21 protein-coding genes are annotated in these 23,575 nt (G+C 37.4%); 6 read left to right on the top strand and 15 right to left on the bottom strand.

The features are described from left to right. Positions 1 to 86 precede the first annotated feature (86 nt). Both ACB088_RS02470 and wecB read left to right on the top strand, forming a co-directional pair. Positions 87 to 1,307 (top strand): tetratricopeptide repeat protein, encoded by a 1,221-nt coding sequence (locus ACB088_RS02470; RefSeq protein WP_375037903.1) that lies wholly within the window; start codon positions 87 to 89, stop codon positions 1,305 to 1,307. 1 nt (position 1,308) lies between these two features. Continuing rightward, positions 1,309 to 2,451, top strand: coding sequence for a non-hydrolyzing UDP-N-acetylglucosamine 2-epimerase (gene wecB, locus ACB088_RS02475; RefSeq protein ID WP_375037904.1), 1,143 nt, complete (start codon positions 1,309 to 1,311; stop codon positions 2,449 to 2,451). On the opposite strand, the gene ACB088_RS02480 is transcribed toward wecB, so the two are convergent. The 9 genes from ACB088_RS02480 to ACB088_RS02520 all read right to left on the bottom strand — a co-directional run bounded on the left by ACB088_RS02480 (position 2,436) and on the right by ACB088_RS02520 (position 13,131). After that, complete coding sequence (locus tag ACB088_RS02480; protein ID WP_209734157.1) at positions 2,436 to 3,356, bottom strand: hypothetical protein; 921 nt, start codon at positions 3,354 to 3,356, stop codon at positions 2,436 to 2,438. The two genes, wecB and ACB088_RS02480, sit on opposite strands and share 16 nt — an antisense overlap. Next, positions 3,334 to 5,178, bottom strand: a complete 1,845-nt coding sequence (locus ACB088_RS02485) for a hypothetical protein (protein ID WP_375037905.1) — start codon at positions 5,176 to 5,178, stop codon at positions 3,334 to 3,336. Before ACB088_RS02485 ends, ACB088_RS02480 begins: the two co-directional genes overlap by 23 nt. After that, entirely contained in the window at positions 5,175 to 6,428 is a 1,254-nt protein-coding gene (locus tag ACB088_RS02490; RefSeq protein ID WP_133747108.1) for a glycosyltransferase family 2 protein, read from the bottom strand. The genes ACB088_RS02485 and ACB088_RS02490 overlap by 4 nt, the downstream gene beginning before the upstream one ends. Then, a complete protein-coding gene (locus ACB088_RS02495) occupies positions 6,415 to 7,311 on the bottom strand; it encodes a hypothetical protein (protein ID WP_375037906.1) in 897 nt (298 codons plus the stop codon). Before ACB088_RS02495 ends, ACB088_RS02490 begins: the two co-directional genes overlap by 14 nt. Further along, positions 7,311 to 8,054 (bottom strand): hypothetical protein, encoded by a 744-nt coding sequence (locus ACB088_RS02500; RefSeq protein ID WP_004643626.1) that lies wholly within the window; start codon positions 8,052 to 8,054, stop codon positions 7,311 to 7,313. The genes ACB088_RS02495 and ACB088_RS02500 overlap by 1 nt, the downstream gene beginning before the upstream one ends. A 193-nt stretch (positions 8,055 to 8,247) precedes the next feature. Beyond that, complete coding sequence (locus ACB088_RS02505; protein WP_375037907.1) at positions 8,248 to 9,690, bottom strand: cryptochrome/photolyase family protein; 1,443 nt, start codon at positions 9,688 to 9,690, stop codon at positions 8,248 to 8,250. Positions 9,691 to 9,807: 117 nt separating this feature from the next. Beyond that, complete coding sequence (locus ACB088_RS02510; protein WP_003650377.1) at positions 9,808 to 10,290, bottom strand: peptidylprolyl isomerase; 483 nt, start codon at positions 10,288 to 10,290, stop codon at positions 9,808 to 9,810. 136 nt (positions 10,291 to 10,426) lie between these two features. Further along, the gene (locus ACB088_RS02515; protein ID WP_375037908.1) at positions 10,427 to 11,713 is read right to left on the bottom strand and encodes an NAD(P)/FAD-dependent oxidoreductase; all 1,287 of its coding nucleotides are present in this window, start codon (positions 11,711 to 11,713) and stop codon (positions 10,427 to 10,429) included. A gap of 98 nt (positions 11,714 to 11,811) precedes the next feature. After that, the gene (locus tag ACB088_RS02520) at positions 11,812 to 13,131 is read right to left on the bottom strand and encodes a D-alanyl-D-alanine carboxypeptidase PBP6B (protein ID WP_375037909.1); all 1,320 of its coding nucleotides are present in this window, start codon (positions 13,129 to 13,131) and stop codon (positions 11,812 to 11,814) included. Between the two features lie 170 nt (positions 13,132 to 13,301). On the opposite strand from ACB088_RS02520, the gene ACB088_RS02525 reads away from it, so the two are divergent. Together ACB088_RS02525 and ACB088_RS02530 are read left to right on the top strand one after the other, a co-directional pair. Continuing rightward, positions 13,302 to 15,005 (top strand): M61 family metallopeptidase, encoded by a 1,704-nt coding sequence (locus ACB088_RS02525; protein ID WP_375037910.1) that lies wholly within the window; start codon positions 13,302 to 13,304, stop codon positions 15,003 to 15,005. A gap of 398 nt (positions 15,006 to 15,403) precedes the next feature. After that, positions 15,404 to 17,641 carry an NADP-dependent isocitrate dehydrogenase gene (locus ACB088_RS02530; RefSeq protein ID WP_017391874.1) on the top strand — a complete coding sequence of 746 codons (2,238 nt, stop codon included), beginning with the start codon at positions 15,404 to 15,406 and terminating at the stop codon, positions 17,639 to 17,641. A 119-nt stretch (positions 17,642 to 17,760) separates the two neighbouring features. Here the strand turns inward: ACB088_RS02530 and ACB088_RS02535 are convergent, their stop codons facing one another. Then, a complete protein-coding gene (locus tag ACB088_RS02535; protein ID WP_003650388.1) occupies positions 17,761 to 18,549 on the bottom strand; it encodes an rRNA large subunit pseudouridine synthase E in 789 nt (262 codons plus the stop codon). Between the two features lie 196 nt (positions 18,550 to 18,745). Here ACB088_RS02535 and icd point away from each other — a divergent pair, with 196 nt between their 5' ends. Then, a complete protein-coding gene (gene icd, locus ACB088_RS02540) occupies positions 18,746 to 20,002 on the top strand; it encodes an NADP-dependent isocitrate dehydrogenase (RefSeq protein ID WP_375037911.1) in 1,257 nt (418 codons plus the stop codon). 54 nt (positions 20,003 to 20,056) lie between these two features. On the opposite strand, the gene ACB088_RS02545 is transcribed toward icd, so the two are convergent. Genes ACB088_RS02545 through ACB088_RS02565 form a run of 5 tightly spaced genes read right to left on the bottom strand, consistent with a single transcriptional unit; the run spans position 20,057 to position 22,430 of the window. After that, the gene (locus ACB088_RS02545; RefSeq protein WP_375037912.1) at positions 20,057 to 20,743 is read right to left on the bottom strand and encodes a hypothetical protein; all 687 of its coding nucleotides are present in this window, start codon (positions 20,741 to 20,743) and stop codon (positions 20,057 to 20,059) included. Between the two features lie 15 nt (positions 20,744 to 20,758). Further along, complete coding sequence (locus tag ACB088_RS02550; RefSeq protein WP_375037913.1) at positions 20,759 to 21,397, bottom strand: Tox-REase-5 domain-containing protein; 639 nt, start codon at positions 21,395 to 21,397, stop codon at positions 20,759 to 20,761. Position 21,398: 1 nt separating this feature from the next. Further along, positions 21,399 to 21,743 carry a hypothetical protein gene (locus ACB088_RS02555; RefSeq protein ID WP_375037914.1) on the bottom strand — a complete coding sequence of 115 codons (345 nt, stop codon included), beginning with the start codon at positions 21,741 to 21,743 and terminating at the stop codon, positions 21,399 to 21,401. Beyond that, entirely contained in the window at positions 21,736 to 22,233 is a 498-nt protein-coding gene (locus ACB088_RS02560; protein WP_375037916.1) for a DUF4123 domain-containing protein, read from the bottom strand. The genes ACB088_RS02555 and ACB088_RS02560 overlap by 8 nt, the downstream gene beginning before the upstream one ends. Next, positions 22,230 to 22,430, bottom strand: coding sequence for a hypothetical protein (locus ACB088_RS02565; RefSeq protein WP_375038826.1), 201 nt, complete (start codon positions 22,428 to 22,430; stop codon positions 22,230 to 22,232). Before ACB088_RS02565 ends, ACB088_RS02560 begins: the two co-directional genes overlap by 4 nt. Positions 22,431 to 22,520: 90 nt before the next feature. On the opposite strand from ACB088_RS02565, the gene ACB088_RS02570 reads away from it, so the two are divergent. Beyond that, the gene (locus ACB088_RS02570; RefSeq protein ID WP_375038763.1) at positions 22,521 to 23,168 is read left to right on the top strand and encodes a hypothetical protein; all 648 of its coding nucleotides are present in this window, start codon (positions 22,521 to 22,523) and stop codon (positions 23,166 to 23,168) included. Positions 23,169 to 23,575: the final 407 nt, after the last annotated feature.

The following is a 23,575-nucleotide window of genomic DNA, read 5'->3' on the forward strand; positions in this document are numbered from 1 at the left end:
ATGTAACTCATTATTTTTAATTATGATATTTATTGATCATTTAAAAAATTGACCCCTAATAACTCTAATTTACTGTAGAGGTGGAAATGAAAAATAGCAAAACAATAAAATCTCTAACTCGTTCCTTTATCTTTATCGGTTCGCTTTGTCCAACTTTAGGCTTCTTAACTATTGAAACTACATTTGCCCAAGAAATCGTTAATCAGGAATATAAACCCGGTAACCCGATTTATGATAAATGGGACCAATTTTATAAAATTGAGAAGACTCAACCTGAAAATGCGGAGAAGTTATTATTAGAACTCGGAGAGATGACACCACAAGATATTAAGGTATGGAAAAGCTTAACCTATTTACAGATTAGATTAGGTAAACAAGACGCCGCTTTGCAAAGTCTAAGAAAAGCAGAGGCATTAGATCCAGCAGATGACACTTTAAAATTACAAGAAGCCTATCTACTCAATTCGCAAAAAAATAATAAAGAAGCTTTGGTAGTTTTCAAGGAGCTTACACAATCTAAAGATGCTGATATTGCCAATAAAGCGACACAGGCAGTAAAAAACCTGAGCGGGGGGGAAGTGAAAACTTACTTCCGTGATGTTTATTTTGCGCCTTCATATGAGTCACGTTATGACGATGTAATTTTCCCACTTAAAGCCCGTTACGGTAAAAACTTTGATAATGGTCGAGCACAAGTGTATGGATTTTTAAACTTAAACCGTGACACTCAATCTCAAGGCGGGGTACGTCCTGAAATTATTGATGAAAACGCAGTGACGCTAGGGATAGGCGCTAATTATCAACCTTGGACTTCAATCCCTATACGTGCATATCTAGAAGTTGGCGGAAGTTACGATCTGATTGACCGTAATAGAGATAAATTTCGTGAAAGTGTAGTGGGTGGCGTTACGGGTTACCAAGAGTGGAATTCTCAAAATAATTGTAATAATTCACTTTGCTTTAATGATTACTTCACCGACTTGTATGGTAACGCGGCAACTTATTCTAGAGAAGATTATAACGTTATTGGGGATTTACGATTACGTACGGGCTTAAATGTATATAAGGGTGAGAATGGAACTGTCCAAGCTTATGTGAAATTGCATGGCTTAGCCGATAGTAAAGATGAATATTACAATAATTTATTCGAATATGGCCCCGGTATTTCGTGGCAGCCTTTTAATTATCAACCTATAAAATTACGTGTTGAACGACTATATGGCAATTACTTTAAAGATGTGCCAATAGATACGAAAGATCATTACAACAATACGCGAGTAGAACTCGTTTTTTATAAGGAATTCTAAAATGAAGAAAATTTTTATATCTATTGTATTTGGCACCCGTCCAGAATTAATCAAACTTGCCCCTGTTATTTTATTGGCAAAACAAGATTCACGTTTTCAAGTTGAGGTTATTTTTACGGGGCAGCATGATGAGTTGGTAAGGGATGCGATAGATTTCTTTGGGGTTGAAATTGATCATCGTCTTAAAATTATGAATGCGGGACAAAGTCTAAATCAGTTATTAATACATGGTTTAAGCCAAATTGAACAGGTATATACAGATGGACAAAAAAGAGATGCAATTGTTATCCAAGGGGATACAACGACTGTTTTAGCGGCAGGTTTAGTCGCGTTCTCTATGAAAGTACCTGTTGCGCATGTCGAAGCGGGTTTACGTTCTTATGATTTAGATCATCCTTTTCCTGAAGAAGGGAACCGTCAGTTAGTTTCCCGTATTACAAAATGGCATTTTGCCCCAACTGAGCAATCAAAGAGAAATCTACTCAATGAACAAATTTCGCCAGAACTGATTACTGTTACAGGCAATACAGTTGTAGATGCTGTGTATTTAGGGCGCAAATTAATTTCTGAAAAATCTGGTTTGAAGAACCAGCTTGAACCTTATGGAATTCAATTAAAGCAAGATGACAAAGTTGTGCTTATTACGGCTCATCGCCGTGAAAACTTTGGTGAAGGAATTCAAAACATTTGTAATGCAGTTGAGCATTTAGCAAAGGGGTATCCTGACTTACATTTTATTTGGCCAGTTCATTTAAACCCTGCCGTGCATGATGTTGTACATAATAAGTTTAAAAATCATCCCCAAATTCATCTTGTTAAACCATTAGACTATCCAAGTTTATTAGCAGTCATAGACCGATCTACATTTATTTTGACCGATTCGGGTGGCTTGCAAGAAGAGAGCCCATCATTTAATAAGCCCGTTTTAATCTTGCGAGACACCACAGAACGGCCTGAAGTTGTTGAAGTGGGGGCAGGTGTTTTGGTCGGGACCAACCAACAAAGAATTATTGAGGAAGCCGAAAAGTTACTCACCGACCAACAGCACTATGAAAAAATGGCGCATGTAGAAAATCCATTTGGTGATGGGCAAGCTGCTCGGCGTATTCTTGACCAAATTGCACAATCTTATGAATTAGCATAATTATGAGTTAAAGATTTATTCTCACTTATGGAGGTGCTCTTACCACCATAAGTGAGGCGATACCACAAGCTCACAATATTGACGCACCAACGGTTCATATAGTGAGGACCATCAAAAATATAGACAGTTTTTCCTTCATATGCTTTCAGTTGAGAAATAATTTCCCAAGGATAGGCAGCTCTAAATTGTCCATTTTTTTTAACTCTAAAAGCTTCTAGCACTATAATGACTTTATCTTTTCCAAGCTTTTGTTCAAGTTGCTCTAAAATATGTTTGGCTTGCTGAGGGGACCTTACACCTACGCCAACCCCATCTTGGAAGAAAACACCGTTATGTTCCGGTAACCAGCTTTTAACCCATAAATCATAATGTTCGGGTTCGCTTTCACCACTATAAATACTAACCCAGACTGGTACTGGAAGTTTAGTTAAAACTTCACCTAAAGCACTTACTCTTAACCAAGTTGGATCTGCTTCCACGGGAAAATAATAACCTTTAGGAACCGTTTTTTGCTCTTTTATAATTTCGGCAGATTTTTCGCCTAACTCAGTTACATTTGCTCGAGCTTTAGGTTCATTATATTCACCTGCTAAACCCAAGATTAGATTTTTAGCCCACGGCTCTTGTTTAATTTTTTCTAAATTAATTGCTTTTTCCCATTGAGGAAAGTTTGATTCTTTCCACCATGATTTAGACTCAACAACAGACCACTGAGGGACAAATGTGTTAACACCCAAATAGTGCCAGTTTCCCTCTGGTGGGGTCGTGTTATTGTCAGGTTGCCAAAAAATTCCTTCAATATGTGGGGCTTGTCCTTGATGTCTGAACAACCCCGCACCAGCCATAACACTACATATAATTAAAATAATAAAAGCAGCTATTTTAATTGGTATCTGTTTTTTCATTATTTCGTCTTAACCAGTACCACAAGAAGATAATTATTATCATAATTGCAGAGATAATCACAACTAATAAGAAGAAAGAAGATTGTTGGACTAAAGGCGCTTTTTGATTTCCGACAATGAGTTTTTGTAAAACATAAATATTTCCATTTTCTGAAACCAACATTTTTGTCACGTTATTTGGAATTTTATGTTGTATTTTCTCCCAAAGATGCATAAAGCTTTGTGCACCACCTTCTGAGTCGGTAATAACATCAAAACGGTTATTGTTATAACTCACAATAAAACCATTAACAGCAGCAGGTGCATAAATAATATCTTGATGCATTAATACCTGTTGTCGATAAATATCTTTATTCACACGGACATTTATGGATTGAGGTGCATTTGGTGAGAAACGTACAAGGTTTAGCGGAATAGGAGAGTCTGTTAACAACATTTTTTTAGCAACTTGGCCCAGAATAATAGCAATATTTAAAGCGCCAGATTGGTCATCAATGGCAATGGTCGGAGTGGTGGCCAGAGTCATAGAAATTGCAGCTACTCCATTTTTGAGTTTATGTGGGAGTTTTACTGTCGATTTGGCCGTATCAATCCAGAGTGAACCATGAGCATTAGGTAAACACTGAGAATTGGCGATCACTGAGTTTTCAAGTTTTAGGCTGAAATTGGTTGTATTTGAAATCGCTTTTGCAAAAATATTGAATTGTCGATTTACCGGGTCTGAAGCAAGGTCAGCTGTTTTCATACTTCCTGCTAACCCACCATCAAGCCAGGCTGTAATATTTGAACCTTGTAATAAACCACTTTGAATACGAAGAGCGATCTGTCCTTGCAAAATATCAGTGGGTTGCCATACAGCAGGGAAATCAAGAAATAAGTTTTTTTCAGCATGGTTCAATCTGAAATCTTCAATGCCTAAGTCTGCAAGTGTATTAATTTTCTTAAATTGGGCCCAAGCTGGGTTTGAAATAGTCGTTGGAAAAATCGCACTTCCTGTATTAAGTTGTTGCACATAAGAGGGATTAATTAATCCATTTATAGCAGCAGTGAGTTCTTGTGGTGTGTGATAAGTAATTGAAAGAGTCGGCACACCTTCTGCTGGTTTAGCAATTTGTACTAAGGCTCCATTTTTAAGCGGACTAGATGAATGAATAACTTCAATAATAAAATTTGTTTCAGGGTTTAAGTTGGTTTGACCTGAATCAACCCATTCAATTGGCGTTATTGAGGTCCATGAACTTGCTAATCTAGCCAGCATGGAAGCTTCTACAATCTCTTTACGGTTATATTTTAAAATACCAACAAATGGAGTAGGCCGTCTCGCTTGTGGATTAGCTAAAGCATCTGGTAAGTCTTTCAAACGGTATTCATTACGAATAGGCGTAAAATCGAGTTGAGAATTACTTAAATAAGTTAAGTGATCAATATCTTCAGAACAAAAAGAATCCTTAGTTTGATTCAGAGTGGTGGGTTTCGCATATTGCTGAATAATAAAATCTAAACGATGAAAGCCACTCTGACTTGCTGGGATATCAAATTTGAATTGACCGTCCCCACTCAGCGTAGTGTTATAAATGAGTTTATCATCATATTTTACGAGTAAAGTTGTTTCACTTTCAGTGGAATAATCACTTGAAAACTGAATGTTTTGCCACTGAGCACCTTTTCCAATATAGAAAAAATGGGGCTCGACCGTATATTTAGTGGAGGTACTAATATCGTCTAGTTCCCATGTGTTTGCATAACTAGAAGCCACAAACATGAAACTGGTGCTGGCAAGGAGTGCTTGAACCATTTTGTAGAAATTAGAAGAGTATTTCATTTTTTTTTCTCCTTGCTACGTTCCGTTTTGTACCATTGAAGGGAGTTGCCCTGTATTTTATTTTTAAGCATGTCATATGCCGCTTTAAATACAATAAATAGAAATATTTGTGAGTAAGTTACATAAGATAAAACAGAGTAAAAATAGAGTTCTGGTTTGGCCCTTTCTAAAGATAGGGTAAACCACATTTGTGCAACGTACAGGCAAAACGAGAGGCCCCACAATAATGTGAACGGACCAGGAACCGAAATACCTGCAATACCGAGTAACCCAAGGGCTAAAGTAATATGACTCCAGAGTAATGCGGGTACGAAAAGTACGTAGCACATAATGTTATTCAGAATTTCAATTCCGATAGGAAAAGGTGTTCTTAACGCTACAGGTAAATATTTACGAGTCACATAAAAATTACCTTGAGTCCAACGTGAGCGCTGTTTAATAAATACACTCAAAGATGGTGGATCTTGCTGCCAACCAATTGCGTAGGGTACCCATTTAATTCTTTTTTGGCCGATAAAAATCCGGAAGCTCATTTCAGTGTCATCGACCAATGATTTCTCATCAAAACCACCTAAGGTTTCTAATGCATCACGCCAAATGACATAGTTGGTACCCATCAATGTGGATAGTTGGAAACGTTGCCAGCGGCCGCCTTGAAAAATCCATTGGAAAAAGATGAACTCAATGGCAATAAAGCGAGTCAAAATACTATCTTGCCAATTACGGGTTCTTACTTTGCCATTTACAGCAACTAATTTTTTATCAGCAATTAGCGTTTGAGCTAAGAGACGGACACAATCAGGCTCAGGTGTACTATCTGCATCATAAACAACAATGAGTTCACCTTTGGCATGGGGTAAGCCATTATTAAGCGTTCTAGATTTACCTTTGCCTCCCATTCCTTTAGGAACATTGACAATTTTTATGCAAGGATAAATTTGCGCTAGATTTTCGGCAATTTCTAAGGTGTTATCTTTAGAACCATCATTAATGAGCAAGACTTCATATGCTTCGGCTGGATAATCCTGCTGAGCGATTGCATGTAAAGTATCTTCAATTACTACGCCTTCATTATAGGCAGGAATCAAAACACTCAAAACAGGCCATTTATCTGGCACAGGCAGGTTCTGCAACTCTTTTTCTGCTGTTTTTGAATATTTCCAAGCCTGATAACTTAACCAGGCCCAAAATGCTTGAGGAATCCAGATTCCTAAAAAACCAAATAGGAAGAGAATATCAATGGGGGCCATTTGATTTAACCCTCCTAATAATAGACGAGATGAGCAATAACAATAAAATCAGCCCAACTACCAAAGAGATCCATGAAATATAGCTGCCGAAGGTACCAAGAAGGTCAGGATAGGTACTAGTTAAAATCAAATCGAGTGGTACTACGACTGTGCTTAAAGCAATAAAGATGTATCCAATAAAACTAGTTTTTACATGTTCAGGCGTACTTATGTAATTGATATGATTAAATCGCCATGATATTCCGAGCTGAGGATATCGAATATTTGTGGTTGGTAAATCAGCAGGAGGATTGATAATAATTTCATAACCCGAAACATGACCATCAAAACTTTTAGCCGAATAAAATAAGTGCTGTTTTTGTCTAATCTCTCTAGAGGGCAGGGGAAGTATCGAAGGATTGAACTGAACAATATAGCTGCCCGCAGTTTGGGAAATTAGGTTTTCATCCCAACCTGTAGAAACAAACGCAGCCATTGGTCGTAATCCAATTGCGGTCGAAAATGTCGCTTTTGCTGCAAAATATTTAGGCTGTTCTGGTTTGAAAAGTACAATCGGAATTGCACCTTGGGTGACAGCTTCTTTTAATAAGAAATAATGAGAAAAGCTAAAAACCTCATCTGGTAATATGATGCCGGGCTTTATACCTGTATGAATAAGCCTTTGAAAACTATCCGAACTGATCTGGTCAATTGTAAAGACAGGCCACCATGTGTCCTGTGATGGGAAAAACATGGAAAGGTCATTAATACGCTGAACTTCAGTTTTTGTTTGTTCAGCTTTAATTTCACAATGATAATATTGACGATAGAACTGCTGCAAAGTGCCATCTGGATATTGGCTAGATGCAATAATAATTCCACAAATATTAAGAAGATTAGACATTAAGTAATCTCCTCTTCAGGTGGAATCTGAATAACTTTATATTCGACCTCAAGCCGCAAAGTCATAATTTCTTTTAGCTTTTTAATAAATTCAGGTTCTTCCTCAGTTTTTTGCTTGCGAATAACAATACTGTATATCGTTTCTAGATCATCATCAGCAAACTGGAAAACAATTTCTTGGGGATGATGCTGACTCAAAATTTTAATCATTTCATTTTGAGTGGTTTTCCATACATCATCGCCTAGCATTTCTTTAATTAAGCTTCGGTTGAGAATTCTAATTTCAAAGACTTCATAGTCTTGTATGTGATGATGATCAAGAAGTTTAAAGAAACTACGTTGAAAATACTTGAGTGCGCTAAGCGGGAAAATATCACGGCGATAATTTCGATCATAACTCTGTATATCACGATATTTTTGAACGTTAATTTCAATATTGTGGCGTACAGCACTAAGAAAAAGTGGAATAAGGGGAATAATAAAAAGTAAAAGGAGCTGACGTTCAATATGTGTTTGCGCCCCTAGGTCGAGTAGAAAATATACTGCAACGCCTACGAAAGCGATTAAACCAACAATTAAAGATGCGCCGACTTCTAAAAAAGCACCAGAAATTAAAAGAATAAGAATAAAAATCCAGCTTCCTCTAAAGCTTACAGGCAACCACTCATATGCCACCATTCCCATAAAGAGGTGAGCTGCAATAATCCATAAAACGAGTGTTCTACCTGGGTTCTTTTGTTGCATGCGAGCTCTGGCTACCTTTTTTTGTAATGTTAATTTTTATACTTTTCTAATGAACTGTGATGTTTTTTGAATTTATTGTTGTGTTTGTCCTTTTATAAATCCCTTTATAATCATTTTTAGAGTAAAGTCACAATATAGTCAAATTTCTCGTTTTTTTTTAATCAAAAATAAACACAAAAGACAGAAGTGGCGTCTAAAGATTCTTGAATGTTTCAATTGCGTTGATACGCGTTTCTTTTAAATCAACAATTGGCTTTGGATAATTCAATTGAAGATTAGTTTTGGTTGAGTAGGGTTCATGAATCATTTTATTGTCTAGATGAGCTAATTCATCCACCCATTGACGAATATAATCTCCATTTGGGTCAAATTTCTTAGATTGAGCAATAGGGTTAAAAATTCTGAAATAGGGTACAGCATCAGTTCCTGTGGATGCACACCATTGCCAGCCACCATTATTCGCAGCTAAATCACCATCGATTAAGTGTTCCATAAACCATTGTTCACCAACTCGCCAATCGATGAGTAGGTTTTTACACAAAAACATAGCGGTAATCATGCGGACACGATTATGCATCCATCCTGTTTTTTGTAGCTGGCGCATGCCCGCATCAATAATCGGTATGCCTGTTTGACCATTTTGCCATGCGACCAAATGCTCTTGATTATTTTCCCACTTAATATTTTGAGTATTTTTCTTAAAAGGATAGTGTTTAGAGACGTGCGGAAAATCAAATAAAATATGTTGATAAAATTCACGCCAAAGAAGCTCATCTAACCATGTTTGCTGGCCTTCATTTGATAGATGAAAGTTGCCATGTTCGGCTCGAAAAAGGGCTTGTAAACATTGGCGGATAGATAAAATTCCAAGATTTAAATACGGAGAAAGTTGGCTAGTTCCTTTTACATTTGGAAAGTCACGTTCTAATTTATAATGAGATAAATGATCCTCAATAAATAAATCGAGCTGCTCCAGAGCAAAATCTTCTCCAGTAGGCCATAAATCTTGTTGTTCTTTCGAAATTGATGGGTCAAAAAAAGCTTCAACATCTTCTAGACCTAAATTTTTTATATTTGAAAAAGACTGCGGATAGGCATTTTGCTTTTCAGGAATTGGATAGCACTGGGGCAAACCACTTATATCTAGTTTTGAATAACACGCTTTTTTGAATGCACTGAAAACTTGATACGGTTGCTGTGACTGATTGCGAATGGAACGTAAAGGGAAAATCGTACGGTCATGAAATAAAAAAAGCTCTTTACTCTGCTGATTTAAAGCTTGTTGTACAGTTTTATCTCTTTTCAACTCATTCACACCTACTTCTATATTCGAGTAAACATTTTCGATATTGAGTTGTTGAACGAGTTTAGAAATATAGTCTGCAATATCTTTCCAGTAGGGAATGACTTGAATGATAAGTGGAATATTAAGCTGTTCTAATTCTTTTTTGAGTTGTTGAAGCTGGTGTAAATAGAAATTAATTTTTATAGGCGCATCGTGATGTATTTTCCATTGCTCAGGCGACAGAGTAATTAACCCAATCGAAGGGCCTTGTTGGCAGGCATGCCATAACGCAGCATGATCCCGAACTCTCAAATCCTGACGAAACCAAATAAGCTGATTTACGTTTGACATGAAAGATACCCTTATAAAGTTGAGTGAGTTAGAGGTTTGTTATCCAGATATTATATAAAAATAAATACATAAAAAAAGCAAAGCCGAAGCTTTGCTCTTATCATCTTTAAAGATGAATTAGTGGTGATGACCACCAGCACCGTGTACGTGACCGTGATCTAATTCTTCTTCAGAAGCTTCACGGATTTCTACGATTTCAACTTCAAAAGTTAAATCTTGACCAGCAAGTGGGAAGTTAGCATCAACAACAATGTTGTCACCTTCAACCGCTTTAACAGTTACGATCTGTACGCCGTCGTCTGTTTGCGCTTGGAATTGCATACCAGGTTGAATGTTCTCAACACCTTGGAACATTTGAGCTGGAACTTCTTGAACTAGGTCTGGGTTGTATTCGCCATAACCTTCAGCTGCTGGTACGTTAACAGTAAATTTTTCACCAACAGTTTTACCTGTTAATGCATTTTCTAAACCAGGAATGATATTGCCTGCACCGTGCAAATAGGCAAGTGGTTCACCTTGAGATTGATCAAGTGTTTCACCCTCAGCGTTTGTTAATTTGTAGTGGAATGAAACCACGTGGTTATTTGCAATAGCAGTCATGTTTTTGATCCATTCAATCAATTAAAGCGTACATCATAAAGTGAAAAATAAATTTTGTAGACTACAAAATTTGAATCTTTAACACTTTTATATAATGCGTTTTTATCTAAATAGGGATGAACTTAAAAAATTCAACTCAATATAGTTTAATTTTTGGACGTACACGTCTTGTAAGTAAATCTTTCATTGTGAGTAGTCCAGCCTGTGTGTACCCGTGAATCGTTGCTTGATGTAAACGATATAAAGATACGTACATTGTTTTGGCAATATATCCTTGCACACTTACATCGCCAAGTAATTCTCCAACGGCTTTATTACGGCTTAAAGATACAAGCGAACCTTTGTCGTTAAAGGTAAACATGGGTTGTGATCGGCCATTAAGTCGAGCAGCCATAGCATCGACTAAAAAGCTCGCTTGTTGGCTTGCAACTTGAGCACGCGGGCCAAGTGGAGGATGTCTTGCATCAAGTTGGCAACGGGCGCAATCACCAAAAGCAAATACATTTGGGTCGGAATAGGTTTGTAATGTTGCGTAGACCATCAGGCGGTTAATATTGTCGCGTTCAAAATCAGTAAAGCTTTCTAAAACTTTTGGTGCTTTTACACCAGCAGCCCAGACGGTAATATCACTTTTTAATTGATCACCATTACTAAAATAGATGGAATGCTCATCAATTTTTTCAACGCGATGTTTGGTTAAAACTTCAATGCCCATTTTTTTGAGCTGTTTTGCACTATGCTCAGCTGTTTTTTCGCTGAGGGCAGGTAAAATGCGCTCAGAGGCTTCAATGAGTGTGATTTTAACTTGGTTGGGATGAATCTTTTTTAAACCATATCGATAAAAGTTTTTAGTGGTTTCAATTAACTCGGCAGCAAGTTCTACACCTGTTGCACCAGCACCCACAATCCCAATATTTAAAGTCCGCTGATTTGGTTGATTTTGAGCTTCAATATAAAGATGTAATAAATCTTGCTGGAAAATATCGGCTTGTTTTCTGCTGTCGAGGAAATGGCAGTTTTCACGTACGCCTGCCGTATGAAAGTCATTTGACACAGAACCAAGCGCTAAAATAAGCGTGTCGTAACTCAATTGCTGAATATTGGTATTTTGTTCTTTAGAAACCTGAGGGGGAATTAAATCAATTAATTTTTTATCTTTGTTAACCCCAACTAATGTTCCTAATACAAACTCATAGTGATGCTTTTCTGCATGTGCAAAATAGTTAGTTTGTTCTTCGTGTGGATTTAAAGAACCAGCAGCAATTTCATGAAGCAAAGGTTTCCAGATATGCGTTAGGTTTTGGTCAATTAACGTAATCTTCGCTTTATGAGTTTTCCCAAAAGTTTCACCGAGTTGTGTCGCAAGCTCTAAGCCACCAGCACCACCACCAACAATTACAATATGATGTAAGTTTTGGGTCATTTTTATCACCTAATTATTTTTCTATAAAAAAAGATGGCTGAATTATGCCATCTTTTATTTATAAAATTTATTGTGCATCTGTGCACAATTTGATGTTTTTAGTGCGAATCTAAAGGGTAAAGTTTTGCAGTACTATGTTCACTCGATGAAAAAATAGAGAAGAGGCTAGAAAACCACATCATGATTCTTTGGAAAATATTGGCTTCTTCAATATGTACGTTATCTTCAATTTGAAGACTACGGATCAGCTGGTTGTTTTGATAAATAGATACTGTTGCCAAACTCATGACTTTCATTAATGGTGCAGTTAATTGTTTTTCATTTAGTTCAATATTTACATGTGTTTGAGTCTTTTCAAGTGGAGCAATCACTTTTGGTTGTAGATTGCTATCAAGTACTTGAATGCGTTGAGTCACATTGTCAAAAGTATTTAAGTCAATTGGTGCTGGGTCTGCATATAGCGACGTCGTTACAATCGTCGGTTGCTTTGTTGCAACCTTAAACATTTTTAAAGTCGATTTTACAACAGGCAGTTCGGCAATTAATTTCTGCTCAGGAATAATGACTTCATCGCGTGTATAGGCATAAGCAAGGTTCATTAACTTATCTGCAATCTCAGCTCGTTTTACCGCACTTGGTGTACCTAAAACGATTACTAGTAAACGTCTTTGAGCTAAGTCAGATGAAAATGAAGGGCGAGACGCCGTTAATGCCAAATTATAACCAGCTGCCTTAGTATAACCAGTTTTTAGACCGTCAACAGATGGGTCATATTTCAGTGCAAGGTTTGTTGCATGATGGAAGCGTTGGTTGTAGCTAAAGCTTGGCATTTTTGAATAATGTAAATATTCGGGAGTTTGTTTAATTAAAGCCTGACCTAATAAGCTTAAATCATGAGCCGTAGTGTAATGATCAGGCATGGTAATTCCGGGAGGATTACTAAAATGAGTATCTTTCATGCCTAAAGCTTGAGCTTCCTGATTCATACGTTGTACAAAGTGAGGCACATCACCAGAAATTTTTTCAGCTAAAGTCACGGCTGCATCATTCGCAGACATCACAATTAAACCTGCCAATAACTGATCAACTGAAATTTGTTCACCAGCTTTAAGATACATTTGTGATTCATCCCACTGCACTACACTTACTACCGGTGTTGCAGTAATGATTTCTTCTTTTTTCAGCTTTCCAGCTTTAATCTCTTTTAAAGCAATATAAGCAACCATCATTTTGGTTAAAGATGCTGGTGCACGTTGCACATGGCTATTATGCTCGGCAATAATTTGACCCGATTGAGTATCTACAATAGTCCATGCGGCGGCTTCAACACTTTCAGGTGCAATATTGAGTAACGCAGCATTGGTTAGGGTAGTGCAGAAAATACTGAAGAGGGTAAAAAGAGATAGAAAAAATTTCACGGATGACCTTAACTTTTACTGGCAAATACGGGACACAGATGCACAGCATGCTATGCCTTTTTTTTATGGAAGGCTAGTGGGAATTGTTGCCAAAAAATACATGTACGCAAGACGATACAAAAAAGTGATAATCTAATGTGAAGCCGTTCTTATTTTAAATTGAAGAATTTATGTTGCATTATCAAATTGAGTTCGATGATTACAAACAACACCTTGTTCACGTGACAATTCGTTTTTTAGCCAATCCGAATCAGGAACTTTGGCTGCCAACGTGGATTCCGGGTAGTTATCTAATTCGAGAGTTCTCAAAACATATTGAATCCGTTAAAGCTTATGATGAAGCTGGACGTATGCTGGACATTAAAAAAACGAGCAAGAATCGCTGGCGTTTATTTAATACAGATCACGAATTAATGACGATTGAATATGATGTCTATGCATATGATTTGTCTGTACGTGGTGCATATGTAGACCAGACGCGTCTATATATTAATCCGGCGTGTGTATGTTTGGCTTTAGATGGACAGGAGCAGTCTGCTTGTGAAGTCGAAGTTTTCTTGCCAGATGAGTTAAAGCATTTTCAGTTAGCAACTGGCTTAGCTTCAAAAAGTCTAGTCAAAGGGCGCTTTACTTTAAAAGCCGATCATTATGATCAATTGATTGATAGTCCATTTGAATTGGCTGATCAAACACGTTTTAGCTTTGAAACACATGGTATTGAACATGAGTTCGTGATTTCTGGTTCGCACACGACCAATATTGATCGCTTAAAAGCTGATATTGAAAAGATTTGTGCAGCTGAAATAAATATGTTTGGTTCGGCGCCATTTAAAAACTATACCTTTATGACGATGGCAACAGGGAATAGTTATGGTGGATTAGAACATTGCAATAGTACAAGTCTGATTACGCCACGCGACGATTTGCCAAAATCGAATGAACCAACTGAACCTTCTAAAGATTACCAACGCTTTTTAGGCTTATGTAGTCATGAATATTTTCATTCATGGTTAGTAAAGTTTATCCGTCCTGAAAACTTTGCAAATTATAATTTGCATCAAGAAGGCTACACCTCTTTACTTTGGATATTTGAAGGCTTTACTTCATATTATGATGACCTGATTTTATTGCGTAGCGGTGTAATTTCTCAGAAGTCTTATCTTGATTTACTCAAAGCACAAATTGATCGCTATTTGCAAAACCCAGGTCGTTTTGTTCAAACAGTTGCGGAATCAAGTTTTGATGCTTGGATCAAATTTTATCGTCAAGATGAAAACTCAAATAATGCGGGTACCAGTTATTACAATAAAGGTGCTTTGGTTGCATTGTGCCTAGATTTAGGTTTACGCCTACGTGGTTCTAGTCTTGATGCTTTAATGCGTCGGTTATATGAAAATACTCAAAATGGTATGCAAGTAAATGAGCGAACCATTTTTGATTTATGTAAAGAACTGACGGGTGATAACTGGATTGAACAAATTAATCATCTGATTAACACGACTGATGAATTACCGCTTGATCAGTTGCTTCCTGAATTTGGCTTAAGCTATAGAGTTAAAACTGACAAGTCTTTGCCATTAGGCTTGAAACTTGTCGATAAGCCAGAAGGCGTGCTTGTACAAAGTGCTCGCCGTGAGAGTGCTGGAGCAAAAGCAGGTATTTCTGCCAATGATGTGATTATTGCAATTGATGGTTTAAAAGCATCCACTAAGCTTATCGAGAAGTATGCAAAACAGGGTGGTACTTATACTGTATTTGCTTTCCGTCGTGATGAGTTAATATCTTTTGAAGTCGATTGCGCTACAACTGATTTAACCGAAGTTGAACTTGTCGTTGAAGATCAAGCTAAAACTGAAAAATGGTTAAAAGCATAGATTGAAGCTAAATAGTTTATAAAAAACCGATGTTTTGCACATCGGTTTTTACTTTTAAGTACGTCCAAATGGTGAAATCTGTTTTACCTTTGAGTTTATTTTGAATGAAAAGTATAATAATTGTCAGAACACTGAAAGATATCTCATGTAATTTAATGATGTTTAATGCCTGAAAAGTGATCGGAATGTGTATATTACAATGACTTAGATATTAGAAAATTATCTATATATTTTAATTATGTATTATTTCGCTACGAAATGTCGTTATCACTGGATATTTCGTTGACTGAAAGGCAATGAGAGTCGATACTCTCAGGGTTTTATTTAAGCATATCGGTTCGTAGGCACTGGGCCAAAAGCTCGGTCCTCAACACTCAATCAAACGGAAGGGGCTATATATGGCTGGTGAAAAGTCAACTATTATTTACACACTGACTGACGAGGCGCCACTATTGGCGACCTATTCGCTACTGCCGATCATTGAGACCTTTACTAAGCCAGCTGGCATCGAGATTATTAAAAGTGACATCTCTGTAGCTGCACGTGTGCTCGCAGAATTCGCTGAATACCTAAGTGAAGAGCAAAAGGTATCCGACAACCTTGCAGAGCTAGGTCGTCTTACACAAGATCCAGATACTAACATTATCAAACTCCCGAATATCAGTGCGTCTGTTGCGCAATTAACTGCATGTATCAAAGAGCTTCAATCAAAAGGTTATGCAATTCCTGATTATCCGGAAAATCCTGCAACCGAAGAAGAAAAATCAATCAAAGCTCGTTATGGCAAGTGCCTTGGTTCAGCAGTAAACCCTGTCCTTCGTGAAGGTAACTCTGACCGTCGTGCTCCAGCAGCAGTTAAAAATTACGCAAAAAAACACCCTCATTCAATGAGCGAGTGGAAACAGTGGTCACAAACTCACGTTTCACATATGGAAGAAGGTGACTTCTACCATGGTGAAAAATCAATGACACTTGATCGCGCACGTAACGTGAAAATGGAACTTATCACGAACAGTGGTAAGAGCATTGTTCTTAAGCCAAAAGTTGCGCTACAAGACGGCGAAATCATTGATTCAATGTTCATGAGCAAGAAAGCACTTTGTGATTTCTATGAAAAAGAACTTGATGATTGTAAAGAAGCGGGTATTTTGTTCTCTTTACACGTAAAAGCGACAATGATGAAAGTTTCACACCCGATTGTTTTCGGTCACTGTGTGAAAATCTATTATAAAGAAGCTTTCGAAAAACACGGTAAGTTATTTGACGAATTAGGTATTAACGTTAATAACGGTATGGCTGGGTTGTACGAGAAAATCGAAACTCTTCCAACGTCGTTACGTGAAGAAATCATTGAAGATTTACATGCTTGTCAAGAACATCGTCCTGCACTTGCAATGGTAGACTCAGCAAAAGGCATCACAAACTTCCACTCACCAAACGACATCATCGTTGACGCTTCTATGCCAGCTATGATCCGTGCTGGTGGTAAAATGTGGGGTGCTGATGGTAAGCAATATGATGCTAAAGCTGTTATGCCTGAATCAACATTTGCCCGTATTTACCAAGAAATGATCAACTTCTGTAAGTGGCATGGTAACTTCGATCCGAAGACTATGGGTACTGTACCGAACGTTGGTTTGATGGCTCAAAAAGCTGAAGAATACGGTTCTCACGACAAGACTTTTGAAATTTCAGAAGCTGGTATTGCAAACATTACCGATCTTGATACTGGTGAAGTGTTATTGACTCAAAATGTTGAAGAAGGCGATATCTGGCGTATGTGTCAGGTTAAAGATGCTCCGATTCGTGACTGGGTAAAACTTGCAGTAACTCGTGCACGTAACTCAGGCATGCCTGCGATCTTCTGGCTTGACCCGTACCGTCCACACGAAAATGAATTGATCAAGAAAGTACAAAAGTACTTAAAAGATCATGACACGAATGGCTTGGATATTGAGATCATGTCTCAAGTTCGTGCAATGCGTTACACACTTGAGCGTGTAGTACGTGGTCTAGATACTATTTCTGTGACTGGTAACATCTTACGTGACTACTTAACTGACTTGTTCCCAATTATGGAACTTGGTACTTCTGCGAAAATGTTGTCTATCGTTCCGCTTATGGCGGGTGGTGGTATGTATGAAACTGGTGCGGGTGGTTCAGCGCCAAAACACGTACAGCAACTTGTTGAAGAAAACCACTTGCGTTGGGATTCGCTTGGTGAGTTCCTTGCTTTAGCAGCGTCTTTAGAAGAGATGGGTATTAAAGAAAATAATGCTCGTGCTAAGTTACTTGCGAAGACTCTTGATGAAGCGACTGACAAGTTACTTGACAATGGTAAGTCACCATCACGCCGTACGGGTGAGATTGACAACCGTGGTAGCCATTTCTACTTATCACTTTACTGGGCTCAAGCGCTTGCTGCACAGGACGAAGATGCTGAGTTGAAAGCTAAATTTGCTCCTCTTGCAAAAACTTTAGCTGAAGAAGAACCGAAGATTGTTGCTGAACTTGCTCAAGTGCAAGGTAAACCAGCTGACATCGGTGGTTACTATGCAATTGATAAAGCAAAAGTAGATGCTGTAATGCGTCCAAGTGCTACATTTAATGCAGCTCTTGCAACTGTTGAGGCTTAATTACTAATCCGTTAGTAAATAGCTCAAAAGCCGATGTTTATACATCGGCTTTTTTTATTTTTAGAAAAATAACAGGCATTAAAAAAGCCCACTGATGTGAGCTTTTAAAAGTTTAAATCTTATCGATCATTGCGGCCACGACCACGGGGTGCTTTAGCATTTGGACGAGTTGTACCATTGGTTTTACGACGAGGTTTTTCACCTTCATCCATTTGCCAAATACGTTTTGTACCAGACTTTTTCGTAGAACCGTCTTTATTCTTACGAACCATTGGTTTACCGCCAGTACCACCTGGTTTTTTCACGTATGAACGTGAACGATAAGGTTCTTCAGCTGGAACATCTTTAAAATCAGGGTAAAGCAAAGGCTCAATTTCTTTAACATCACCAGGTTTTAAACCGAGTTGAACTAAATCAATTGAACCAATTTTCGTACGAATTAAACGTAAAGTTGGAAAACCTACCGCAGAAGTCATACGACGAACTTGACGGTTACGGCCTTCGCAAATTGAAATTTCGATCCAAGATGTTGGAATGTTTGCACGAAAACGTACAGGCGGGTTACGTTCCCATAACCATTCTGGTTCACTTACTTTAATGGCTGTAGCAGGAAGCGTCATACCATCATTAAGTTCTACACCTTTACGAAGCTGCTCAAGCGCTTCTTCAGTTACATCGCCATCAACTTGAACTAAATACGTTTTGTATTTTTTATTTGCAGGGTTAGTAATGAACTGATTCAGACCACCATGATCAGTTAAAAAAACTAAACCCTCAGAGTCCATATCAAGACGGCCTGCCAAACGCAAAGTCGGGTCATCAACAAAGTCAGAGACGGTCATATGCGCTTCGTCTTTACGAAACTGGGAGAGAACGTCATATGGTTTGTTGAGAATGACAATTTTCATAAAAAATGACTTCTTCTTTCAAATAACTAGAGAAAACATTGAGGTTTATTTAAGTGAGAAATCTTATTATTTCTCATATAAATCCCAAAAATGATTAATTTCAATTAAGCTATTATGCGTTAAGAAGAGTTGAAAGTATTGTGTATCGATAATTATTTTTAGTTAATTAAGTATTATAAAAGGGAGAATTCACATAATGGGTTATCAGAAGATCGTGGTTCCTGCAGATGGCGACAAAATTAAAGTAAATGCAGACCTGTCACTGAATGTACCAAATCATCCAATTATTCCTTTCATTGAGGGCGATGGTATTGGTGTGGATATTACACCAACCATGAAAGCAGTCGTAGATGCTGCTATTTTAAAAGCTTACGGTGGTAAGCGTTCAATCGAATGGATGGAAGTGTATTGCGGTGAAAAAGCCAATAAAATTTATGGCAGCTATATGCCAGAAGAAACTTTTGAAGCACTTCGTGAGTTCGTTGTCTCAATCAAAGGTCCTTTAACGACACCAGTTGGCGGTGGTATTCGATCATTAAACGTAGCCTTACGCCAAGAATTAGATTTATATGTTTGCGTACGTCCAGTGCGTTGGTTTGAAGGTGTTCCTTCACCAGTTCAACATCCTGAATTAACGGACATGGTCATTTTCCGTGAGAATTCGGAAGATATCTATGCAGGGATTGAATGGAAAGCCGATTCTGAAGAAGCTAAGAAAGTCATTAGATTCCTTCAAGAAGAAATGGGTGTGACAAAAATCCGTTTCCCAGAAGGCTGTGGTATTGGAATTAAACCTGTATCGAAAGAAGGTTCACAACGTTTAGTACGCAAAGCCATTCAGTTTGCAATCGAAAATGATAAACCTTCGGTGACGCTTGTTCACAAGGGTAATATCATGAAATACACCGAAGGGGCGTTCAAAGAGTGGGGCTATGAGCTGGCTCTAGATCGTTTTGGTGGAGAACTGATTGATGGCGGTCCATGGGTTAAAATTAAAAACCCAAGAACTGGCAAAGATATCATTATTAAAGATGTGATTGCAGATGCGTTTTTACAACAAATTTTAATGCGCCCAGCTGATTACTCTGTTATTGCAACGCTTAATTTAAATGGTGACTATATTTCCGATGCGCTGGCAGCAGAAGTAGGCGGCATTGGTATTGCACCGGGTGCAAATATTGGTGGTGCAATTGCAGTTTATGAAGCAACTCACGGCACTGCGCCTAAATATGCTGGTCAAGATAAAGTAAACCCAGGTTCTATCATTTTGTCTGCGGAAATGATGCTACGTGATATGGGCTGGACAGAAGCTGCTGATCTGATCATTAATGGGATTTCGGGAGCGATTGCCGCTAAGACCGTAACTTACGATTTTGAGCGTTTAATGCCGGGTGCCACCTTGTTGCGTTGTTCTGAATTTGGTGATGCGATTATAAAACATATGGGAGAGTAATCTTCTATTAAAAAAGCCCTCGGTTGAGGGCTTAATGTTTTTATGAATTACTCATTAAAAAAATCCATCTGGCAATTCCGCTTCAGGAATAACGCCTAACTCAACGAGTGCGATCGAATTCTCTTGAACTACTTTCTTCAATTCGTCTGTTTCATCTGCCCATTTTTCATCAAACACAAGAATAGTACCAGTGTTGTATTTGTTTTCTACTTCAACCTTTTTATAAAGATGCGGTAAGTAATCTTCTGCAATCTTAACAGGCACGTAGCAAACCGCAGTCGTCTCAAGCCTATGTGGAAATACGTTTATATCCCCAAAGAAATAAGTATTTAGGTAAATATAATCATAATGAGCATATTTAAGTAACACCTGAAATAACTGAATAACTTGATCAGTATTTAAAACCTTTTTAAATATCATCATTAAGCCAAACGAATCATATCTTAGACTCGCAAATTGACTGCTTTCTTCTAACCCATTCCATAATCCAAAACTTTCAAAATGATCTGAATCTCTAAGATTAAAAAGATACTTATGAGCCGCTTCAGAAGGGAATGGGTAATCTAAAGGTGCTTTGGTAGTATTTTCATCAGAATTGTTTACATACCAGTTCGCAAAAATTGGGTCAATTACAGAAATTTCTTTAATCATCAGCTCTAAAGTTTCTAATTGAGCTGTAATTTCATTTGCAGTTGATCCAAGTCTTTTTGATATGCGTGTACTAAAGAAAAACTCTCTCATTCTGAAATCCTATTTTTATAAAGGCATAAATATCGTGGTCACGATTCTATTGCTAATCGTATCGAAATGTCTTTTAGCTTCTTGTTCATAGAAGTACCAAGTCAACTTTGAAGTTTTAAGGCTGCTCTGTACCACTTTTTGACTACGGGCTTCTTTCACTAACTTGTCAAAAACCCCAATTTTAATAAAGTCCTTCATTTTGGGGTCAAGAAATTGAGCATATCTGCCTTTTGCTTCGACCAGAATACATTCCATCGGCCATAAACCATCAAATGAAACACCGTTTACAAGCCATTCTTGGATGTCTGTGGTTTCCTTTTTATTACCTGGCACAAGATAAGGTGCTGAAGCTCTGAAAGTTAAAGGGTAACTTGATAGGTTTGCGATTTTGAGCTGATATTCAGTATTAATTTCATTACCCATTGGACGTTTTAACTGGTGTTTAACCCCTAATTGATAGGGTTCACATTTATTACAGCGCTCTTGCTTAGTTCTATCTTTGCTGACTTCTTTTGCTAAGACAACTGCAGCCATCCCTTTTGCTGCTTCAGTCGCAATGACTCTGCCACCTTGAACCCCGATAACTTCACCTGCGGCAGGGGCAGCAGTTCTTGCGCCAGCTGTAGCAAGTCCACGAAATAGTAAACCCCACATGTTAGTTATCCCTCAATTCGTAAAATTTTAAAACCGATAAAAGATCTTTACCGTGAATATTGGAGCCATATAAGAAATCTTGCATTTGGGGATCTTCAAGCACACCTTTTCTCATGATTGTATTCCACACAATCAACTGACAAATGACTTCGTTGTCCGTCAATAAAAGCGATATCAATAAATCAAAGCTCTTGTATATCTCAGGCTTCAGTTGATCGTAATTTACTGAATAGGCTCTGAAAGAATCCTTTTTATCTACTAAGTATTGATAAATTTTTTCACAGAGTTCTTCTCTATCTTTTACTTTTTCAAGGCTATCAATCTGATTTTTATCTAACTTAATCATTGTATTTCAACTCATAGCTTAATTCGTTGAGCATAAAAGATAGGAACTCAAAACCTTCAAGCAATTGCTTTTTTTGTTCACTGGTAAAGATGAGAGAGAGGCGGTTTAACACACGGGGATCATAATATCTAAGAATACCTATGCCACCGTCATCGAGTTCAATATAGAGCTTTTCAAGTAGCTTATTTTTCAATTGCTTAATATCTAGTTTGCTCTTAATCAAAATCATTGAATCCTTTGATTTCATGAGTTTAATTTGGCTTTCTACTTGCTTTAGGTTTAACTGGCTTAAATCAAACAATATAGGCCCATATTGGTAGGCTTCTTCTTCATATGTACCTTGAAATAAGTAAAAGCAGTCGCCGTACGTATCTTCAATATTTGATATATGACCATGGTCAATCTGTGCGCCGTCCACCAGTAAAAATAATTGACCATCTTTATGATTATTCGCAATAAAACTTTCTAAATTTTGATTCTTAAAACTCATCTTCTTACAATCCCTGCACCCTCTTTAGCTGCTTTCATAAGACATTCAACACAAATAGGTTGGGGAAGGGCAATCTGAGGCATTTGTACTTGAGCACCCGGCTTAAAAAGGTGCTGACCAGCCTTAACTTCAAATTTAGAAGGGGTAATAATTTTTATACCACTTGCATTGATAATAATCTGGGAACCACCAGCCATGATTTACCTATTATTTTATAAAAAAGATTTAAAATTAAACTATAATCTGCATAATAATAGTATTTAAATGTGATTAATTCTACCTTCTTTATGACTTTTATTGTTGCAATTCAATTAAACGATAGCATTATCGTAGCTTCTGATAATAAGAAAATTACACTTAACCCCGAAGGTTCTTTCAATATATCTACAAAAAATATTTCAAAACTCTTTCCTTCGAAAAATGGAATAATCACAGGTACGGGTGAGTATTATGTCATTAGTCGTACTGTCAGTATTTTCAATAATTTAGATGGTCTATTACCTCAATACTTACCTGATTGTTTAGATATTTCGAGAAGATTAAGAGAGTGTGAGATTGGTAAAGATTATTTCCAAGTTGCTAACACTAAACTCATGTATTCAACATATACCGAGACAGGTGCACAGCTTTATCGTGTTGAAGCTTTTAATCCGGATGATAAATATCAAGTCACGGCGGCTGAACCCATGGATGTAACAATATGGTTATTTAATCCATCTATAGAAACGATTGCTGTTAATTTGCAAGAATTATATGAAGATTTAAAAGATAGATCATTTTTTAAAAATAATAATGAATGGATTAAATATTATATCGAGCGACTTGCACCAATTTTTAAAAAGCAAAGTCAGCAGGATTGGTTAATGAGTCAAAGCTTTGATATATTTTTTCAAACCAAAGATGGCTTTATTTATGACCAAATACCAAACATATAGATTGTTAAGTATTTATTTACTGTCAAATTTTTTTTACATTTAATATATTTAGTTTATTGACAGCCGTTTAACCAATCATTATTCTTCACATTCTGGCCACATTGCCAGGCAGTCTTGACGGTCTGCTTATTAAGTCCCGCATCAGAGCTTTCTTCATCTGAGGAATTGTTTTGTGTGGTGTGCACCCGTTCCCTCCCGTAGCGGTAGGACGGGAGAGGGACACCTTCGGGTGTGCTAGTTTGACTTAATACTAGTCCGTCAACCTTCTTCCGTTCTGCCACCATAATTTATTATCTGGGCAGAATCCAATTGTACGTATTGGAGGTTGTCATGTTCCTTAAATTTTATTTATTGGTCACTTTGACCAAAATACCTATTCCTCTTCACGTTTATTATTTTCTTTAAAG

Origin of the sequence: Acinetobacter sp. RW6 (assembly GCF_041956835.1) — a bacterium.
In the GTDB taxonomy this organism is placed as follows: domain Bacteria; phylum Pseudomonadota; class Gammaproteobacteria; order Pseudomonadales; family Moraxellaceae; genus Acinetobacter; species Acinetobacter calcoaceticus.